Origin of the sequence: Paraferrimonas sp. SM1919 (genome assembly GCF_010993985.1) — a bacterium.
In the GTDB taxonomy this organism is placed as follows: Bacteria; Pseudomonadota; Gammaproteobacteria; order Enterobacterales; family Shewanellaceae; genus SM1919.
Genome location: NZ_WINH01000035.1, coordinates 22,236 through 30,412 on the forward strand (window position 1 = coordinate 22,236; position 8,177 = coordinate 30,412).

At 43.4% G+C, this 8,177-nt stretch carries 1 protein-coding gene; it reads right to left on the minus strand.

Annotated features, from left to right (window positions below):
- Positions 1 to 20 precede the first annotated feature (20 nt).
- Entirely contained in the window at positions 21 to 8,096 is an 8,076-nt protein-coding gene (locus GFB48_RS16510) for an Ig-like domain-containing protein (protein ID WP_205597752.1), read from the minus strand.
- Positions 8,097 to 8,177: the final 81 nt, after the last annotated feature.

The following is an 8,177-nucleotide window of genomic DNA, read 5'->3' on the forward strand; positions in this document are numbered from 1 at the left end:
GCAAGACATTTTCAATAAGACTAGTTAGAGGCAGTTTTTTCCAGCTCTAAATCCCCATTATTTAATAGAGATATAGAGACACGCCTTTGGTATAGTGCACCACCGAAATCATCTTCTAATTCAACTTCTCCAAAAGCGATTCCATTAATAATGGCTTTTATCTGTCTTTGTTCTAGGTAACTCATAACGCTGGCAAGACGTCGCTCAGATAAAGCTTGATTATATTCCTTTGTGCCAACTTTTGAGGCATAAGCCTGTAACTTAATTTGTTTGAATCCATTCTCTTTAAGCCAATTTACCAATTGGATCAGTTTACTTCGATGCTTTTCTGTGAGCTTATATTTATCATGTTCAAATAAGATATAGCTGTCTATTGGCATCACTAACGCCACCTCAGTTTTCGGCTCAACAACCACTGGCTGTGCCTGTAGCATGACTGGTTTAACTTTAGCAACCCGTTGGGGTTTATTGCTACCAAAGCGGTAGCTACTGGTAAGTCCAATTTGGGTCAATGGATAGTTAGAAAATTCAACTCGCGCCAACTGTGCTCCAACCTTCCAATTGCTGTTCAAGTTATAGTTTAAATTTAAGTGATATAAAGCTGAATTTTCAGATGGTTTGTCTTGACCTGAACCAGGGCCAGATTCTGGTATTGTTTGGTAATTCCCAGACCAAGATAATAGCCCTAATCTAGCATCTAATGTCCATTGTTGGTTAAACCGAAATGTACGGCCAATTTGTATATATGGTCCATGTCCTGATTCTGGATAGATATGCTCTGCCCGATCATAGAATTGTTGAGTGTTTGAAAATTGTCCAGAAAACCTAAACTCGACTTCGCCTAAATCAAGCCAACCAGCTTGCATAAACCAGGCGTCTGATAAGTAATAACCTAAGCCCAAACCATAGCCAAGTCGACTTTTTTTCAGAGAAATTGAGTTAGCCTGGATACCTACGTTTACAAAATCATTATTTAATTCATTATGATCGACATGGGAATATACCCAATTGGCTTCCCCTTGAATAAACCAAGGAGATAAGCTTTGTTGCTGTGCGTTAACTTTAATAGTTAACAGCAAAGATAAACTCACTAACCCAAGGCTAAGCCTTAACTTTCTCATAAATGCCAATAATAATGTCCCTAACATCAGCAGCGATATATTACCACCTGATGTTTCAATGCTTTGTTCAGCGGTGACCGTTACTTCAACATTAGCTTGTGCAAACTCTCCAAAGCCATCGGTAATTTTGTAACTGATATGAGCAGTGCCAACAAAGTTAGTATTTGGGGTAAAGATAATTTTCCCTGATTGGACCTGGACAATACCATCTTCAGTTGTGGTTGAGACAATTTGTAGTTCATCGCTATCAATATCATTGTCATTATTTAAAACCACAATTTCCACTTGCTTATCCATTTGAGTAGAGGCTTTATCATCTCGAGCGTTCGGTGGGTTATTGTAGTAAACACTTATCTGCACTCTAGCTGAACTACTGCCCCCCTTCCCATCACTTAGAGAATAAATAAAGTTCTCGCTCTGATTTGTTGCTGTGTATTCAATTTGACTATCGTTAATGATCTGCTTGCTAGCATTCGTATTTGACATACTTGAGATCATCAGATTATCACCATCAGAATCACTGTCGTTTTGTAAAACATCGAGAATAATGGTTTGTCCGACTTTCACTCGATATTCATCATTCTGAGCAATTGGAAAAGTATTATCTGTCAGTAACACACCAACACCACCTGGATCGTAGATCACACCATTTACGAGGCCATCATCATCGTATTTTGTTCCATCTTGTAACTTAAGTTTTACACACCAATGTCCAACGGTAAGACCTTCAGTCCATTCAGCTGTGCCAGGCGGAGGACAAAATCCTGGTTCCCCCTGAGTTGAAAATACAATGCCCGGCTCATCAATACTATACCAGCCGTGCTGTGGAGAATGTTTTCGATAAACCGCATTTTCAGGAATTGCGTTTCGCTGTGGCATTACCACAAATATATCTTGGCCTGGTTCTGCCAATTTATAAGCGATAAAATCAAATAAACCACCAATATTCACAGCCTGAGTATCAGGATTAAGATCATCATTTGGTTTATTGATTTCGATATCGGTAATTTGTGAGCCACCGGTACTGCCTTGGGTAGAATAAACCCCTGTACGAAGACAAACCGAAGGGCTTGCCTCAAGAATAAATCCATCCCAATTATCAACGCTTGCAGGTAACACATTACACTCATCGGTCATTTGATCGAGATAATCTGCAATTCCATCAAAATCACTGTCTTTAAAACCTTCGGTTGAATCAGACAATAAATCCCCATCAGCATCAAGATTCGCTAAGTTAGCTTCATCGGCATCGGTTACTGCAACCAAAATGGTGTCGATATCACTTGCACCTTGGTTATCAGAAACTTCCACAGAGAAGCTGTATAAACCAACAGCCAACTCACTCGGCTCAAAGCTTATGGTGTTACCACTTTCAACATAATTAATACTCTCTGGTATGGTCCAGTTTAACTGATGAGTATCTTCTGAATTTGGATCAATAACTAATGCATTAATGGTAAATTCACCATCAAGCTGACTGGCTAATAAACGATTATTACCGTCTTGCTGACCCACTAATTCAACCTCTGGAGGCAAATTACCCTCTAAAATGGTTGAGGTATGCTCTTTAAATACCCCTAGGTTTTGCGAATCTTTAAGAGTAATAATTAAGGTTTCGCCACTGTCATCCACATCGTCAGCAGTGGTATTAAATTCAATCCAACCAGTTGATCCTGAAGTAATGCTAATTTCACCTTCAACAAGATCATGATCCTCTGCAGTTGCCGATCCTGACACTTGGTAACCAACAATCACTGGGTAGTCAAAGTGATTACCGTTAAGCACCACCTCGACTTTAGCGCTTTGACCTTCAAGGATTAAGTTATCCTTAGCAATAGAAACCAATGGCCGAACATAAACTTTCTGTGGTGCTCGACCACATCGGCCTTCTTCATCACACGCTTCCCAATAGGCGGTATTAGCACCAGGTTGATAGAAAGGCACCCCATCGACAAGGCTCACTGGCAACGGATTGCCATAGCGGTCAACGGCGGTTGCGGTACCTAAATCAACTTTGGTGAATAGCCCTGTTGCATCAACCCATGTCGGCTCAGGGGCACTAACTATCGGTTTTAAGGCATCTTCAGAGTAAATAAATAATGAGGCTTTATCGCTACCACCAAATCCGTCTTCAATTAAATACTCAACCTCAGCGAAGCCATTAAACTCGCTATCAAAACGATAGCTGATCTGTTGATTTTCAACCGTTACTTCACCCGAAGTACTGCTGGCATTAACCAAAGTTAATGAATCACCATCTGGATCTGAGTCATTAGCCAACACATCTACCGTCACTAATATGGCACCTGCATCAACCACAGTTTCATCATCGACAGCTACGGGTGGCAGGTTACTAGCCGCCACATCAATATACCAAGTAGCATTTGCGGCTCCACCATTTTGATCAACGATGGCATAATTAACACTCACTTGCCCTAGGCTGTCTACGCTAGGCTGATAACTCAAACTGCCATCAGCATTAATCGTAATGCTTCCAATAGAAGCCGATGCAGACTCAATAATTAGTTCATCGTTATCTACATCAAAGTCGTTAGCCAGAACATTAGTTGAAACCACAGTTCGGATATCCGTAGCCGAATAATCATCCACAGCCACTGGCGCATCATTAACAGGATTAATGATAATCTCTACGGTTGCATTAGCTAGCGCACCTTCGGCATCAACAATCTGATAAGCAAGACTTTCTTGACCCACATAATTCGCAGCAGGTTGATACAGCCATAAGCCACCTCCACTTCGGCTTATCTCACCATTTAGCGGATTATCTAACCAAGTAAGCAACAAGCCATCACCATCGACATCACTGTCATTCTCGATTGGGTTTATCACCAGCTGGATATCTTCGTTGGTTTGGTAACGGTCGTCTAAGGCTACTGGTAAGTCATTAACCGCTAATATCTCCACTGTGACGGTTGCAGTCGCGGATAGCCCTTCTTCATCAACAATTTGGTAGACAAAGCTGTCTGTGCCGAAGGCATTAGTATTGGCCACATACAGGATTTGACCATCAACAATACTCACTTGTCCAAGACTGGCAGCATTAACACTAGCGATAGTCAGCAATTGCTGCTCAGGATCACTATCGTTATCTGCCACAGTTAGAGAAAGACTGGTATCTTCATTGATCTGATAGTTATCATCCAAGGCGATAGGCGGATCGTTCACTGCAATAACATCAATACAAATCTGACTACTATTAGAATCGAGCTGACCATCATTGACCTTATAATCAAAACAAACTAAATGTTGTTCTGAGCCATCATGGCTATAAATCAGCTCGCCACTCTCTGACAAGGATGCTTGGCCAACCGTAGGCAGATTAACTAAGGTAAAGGTTAAGTTATCCCCATCAATATCATCAACAAACTCATTAATGGCTTCGGCTAGTGATTCACCTTCATTTACCTCAAAACGAAGATCATTAGCCGTCGGCGCATCATTAACCGGAGTAATTTCAATACTGATGCTGGCCCAGTTTGACCACTCACCCTGATTGTCTTTCACTCGGTAATTAAACACTTCAGTACCGTGGGCATTATTACTGGTACTGTATGTCCATAGTCCATTAACTTCAGATAAACCGCCTAGGCTCTGCTCTCCTTCAAACTCAATAGCTAAATGATCAAGAGAACCATCCTGGTCACTATCATTAACCAATAGAGTTAATAACACCGACTCATCTTCAGCAATGGTAAAGTTATCATCAACTGCGATTGGCGCGTCGTTTACAGAGCTAATAGACAGTTTCACCATAGCAGCGTTAGACCACAGTCCTTGCTCATCGGCAACTCGATAGCTCAGCTCATCATCACCAAAATAGTTTTCATTGGCGCGGTATCTGATTAAACCATCATTTAATATGGACACTGTGCCATATAAAGGCTGCTGAAGAATTTCTAAAGAACTTAGGTCAAGCTGACTATCAATATCATAATCATTAGCAACAATATTTATATCAATGGTGCCATCTTCTTCTAACAACTGAGTATCATCAATGGCAATTGGCGCATCATTAACTGGACTGATTGCGATAGTCACAGTGGCAATATTAGACCAAAGCCCATTATTACTTTGTATCTGATAACTAAAGCTAACATCAGCATTATTGTTAGTTTCAGCTTGATAAGTTAACTGTTCATCAATGACTGCCACAGTGCCATGCTGTGGCTGCTGCGTAATAGTAAAGCTAGCAGCATCAAGTCCCATAAAGTCCAGATCGCTATCGTTAGCGAGTAGCTCTGATAACGCCACTTCTAAGGCGACATCTTCTTCAATTTGGAAGCTGTCGTCATTGGCAATAGGGGCATCCGGATCCGCGTTAATGATCACGCTAACCTGGGCGCTATTGGATGGATTACCCTGTAGATCATAGACAATATAATCAAAGCTAAAGGTACCATTGATGTTAGTCAGCGCTGAGACAGTAATGCTGCCATCTTCGTTTAATACCACCATAAGATCTTCAGGTATATTTACAAACGCCACCGACTCTAGATCAAAGTCACTATCAACATCTGTGTCATTGGCCAAAATAGCAAAGTTAACTTCTGTATCTTCATTTAGCTCAATCACATCATTAACCGCAATAGGCGCATCTTCTATAGCTGCAACACTAATAAAGACCTCAGCCTGGTTAGAGACCTGCTCTTGGGTATCTTGAACCGTATAGCTAAAGCTATCATCGCCGAAATAGTCTTTATTTGGAGTATAAGTGACAATACCTGTATCAGTATCAATGCTGACGCTACCAAATTGAGGCGCTACCGTAATGATAATGGATGCTGGGTTAAGCTCAGTTTCTTCATCTGAATCATTGGCCAGGATATCAATTGCTATCTGGCTATCTTCATCCAATTCAATCGACTGTTCTGCGCCATCATTAATCGCTATCGGTGCATCATTATTAAGGTAAACGATAGGATCTGCAGACTTGGCGTCACCAGATTCAGAAGCATCACTTGGGGTTAGGCTAAACGCAGGCAGCTCTTCCCCGGCATTGACTTTATCAAGGCCAGCTTGGGTTAGGGTTACTTTGCCATTGGCAACATCTAAGGCGTAATGGGTGGTATCGGATAAGGTTACGGTGACTGCATCGCCATCAGCATCACTGGTGGTAAAGGTAGCAACGGTATCGCCAACATTATGACCACTGTCTTCGGTAAAGCTATTTACACTATCAATCGTTAGTTCAGGCTTATCATTCACCTGAGCAACACTTGGATCGGCAGACTTAGCGTCACCAGACTCGATGGCGTCACTTGGGGTTAGGCTAAACGCAGGCAGCTCTTCCCCGGCATTGACTTTATCAAGGCCTGCTTGGGTTAGGGTTACCTTGCCATTGGCCGCATCTAAGGCGTAATGGGTGGTGTCGGATAAGGTAACTGATACCTCATCACCATCGCCATCAGCATCACTGGTGGTAAAGGTCGCCACCGTATCACCAACATTATGACCACTGTCTTCGGTAAAGCTATTAACTGTGTCTATGGTCAGCTCAGGCTTATCATTCACCTGGGCAACGCTTGGTACCGCAGACTTGGCGTCACCAGATTCAGAAGCATCACTTGGGGTTAGGCTAAAGGCTGGCAACTCTTCCCCGGCATTGACTTTATCAAGGCCCGCTTGAGTCAGAGTTACTTTGCCATTGGCAACATCTAAGGCGTAGTGAGTGGTGTCGGATAGCGTCACGGTAACTTGATCACCGTCAGCATCAGAAGTGCTAAAGGTTGCCACCGTATCGCCAACATTATGACCACTGTCTTCGGTAAAGCTATTAACTGTGTCTATGGTCAACTCAGGCTTATCATTCACCTGGGCAACACTTGGATCCGCAGACTTGGCGTCACCAGATTCAGAAGCATCACTTGGGGTTAGACTAAAGGCTGGCAACTCTTCACCGGCGTTAACTTTATCAAGGCCAGCTTGGGTTAGGGTTACCTTGCCATTAACGACATCGAGTGCGTAGTGAGTGGTATCCGATAAGGTCACGCTTACTTCATCCCCGTCGGCATCAGAAGTGCTAAAGGTTGCCACCGTATCGCCAACATTATGACCACTGTCCTCGGTAAAGCTGCTTACACTATCAATCGTTAGCTCTGGCTTATCATTCACCTGAGCAACACTTGGATCGGCAGACTTGGCCTCACCAGACTCGGTTGCATCACTTGGGGTTAGGCTAAACGCTGGTAGCTCTTCACCGGCGTTGACTTTATCTAAGCCCGCTTGAGTCAGAGTTACCTTGCCACTCACGGCATCAAGTGCGTAGTGAGTGGTGTCTGATAAGGCTACAGATACTTCATTACCATCAGCATCAGAAGTGCTAAAGGTCGCAACCGTATCACCTACCGCATGGCCACTGTCTTCGGTAAAGCTATTAACTGTGTCTATGGTCAGCTCTGGCTTATCATTCACCGCTGCAACACTTGGATCGGCAGACTTGGCTTCACCAGACTCGGTTGCGTCACTTGGAGTCAGTGTGAACGCTGGCAACTCTTCACCGGCATTGACTTTATCAAGGCCAGCTTGAGTCAGGGTTACCTTGCCATTGGCCGCATCTAAGGCGTAATGGGTGGTATCGGATAAGGTTACGGTGACGGCATCGCCATCAGCATCACTGGTGGTAAAGGTCGCCACCGTATCACCAACATTATGACCACTGTCTTCGGTAAAGCTACTCACTGAATCAATAACTATCGTCGGAGCGGAATTTACTGGGTTTATTGCAGCTGAAGTCGGACTCTCATTAAAACCATCATTATCGGTAAAACTGGCTTGCACGCTAATGGCCGCTCCACCATCGGCGGCCACTAGGGTGTATTTATCCGAAGTCGCACCATTAATGACCACCCCATCGCGATACCACTGGTAACTGACTGAGTTAACATCAAAGCCATTGCTGTCGCTGACCGTTGCCGTCAGCTCTGAGCCGATACTGGTATCGCCAGTTATCGACACCGTCGCGACAACATTGGTTGCAGCTGTGATCTCATTAGAGCTCGGGCTTTCATTAAAACCGCTATTATCGGTATAGGTTGC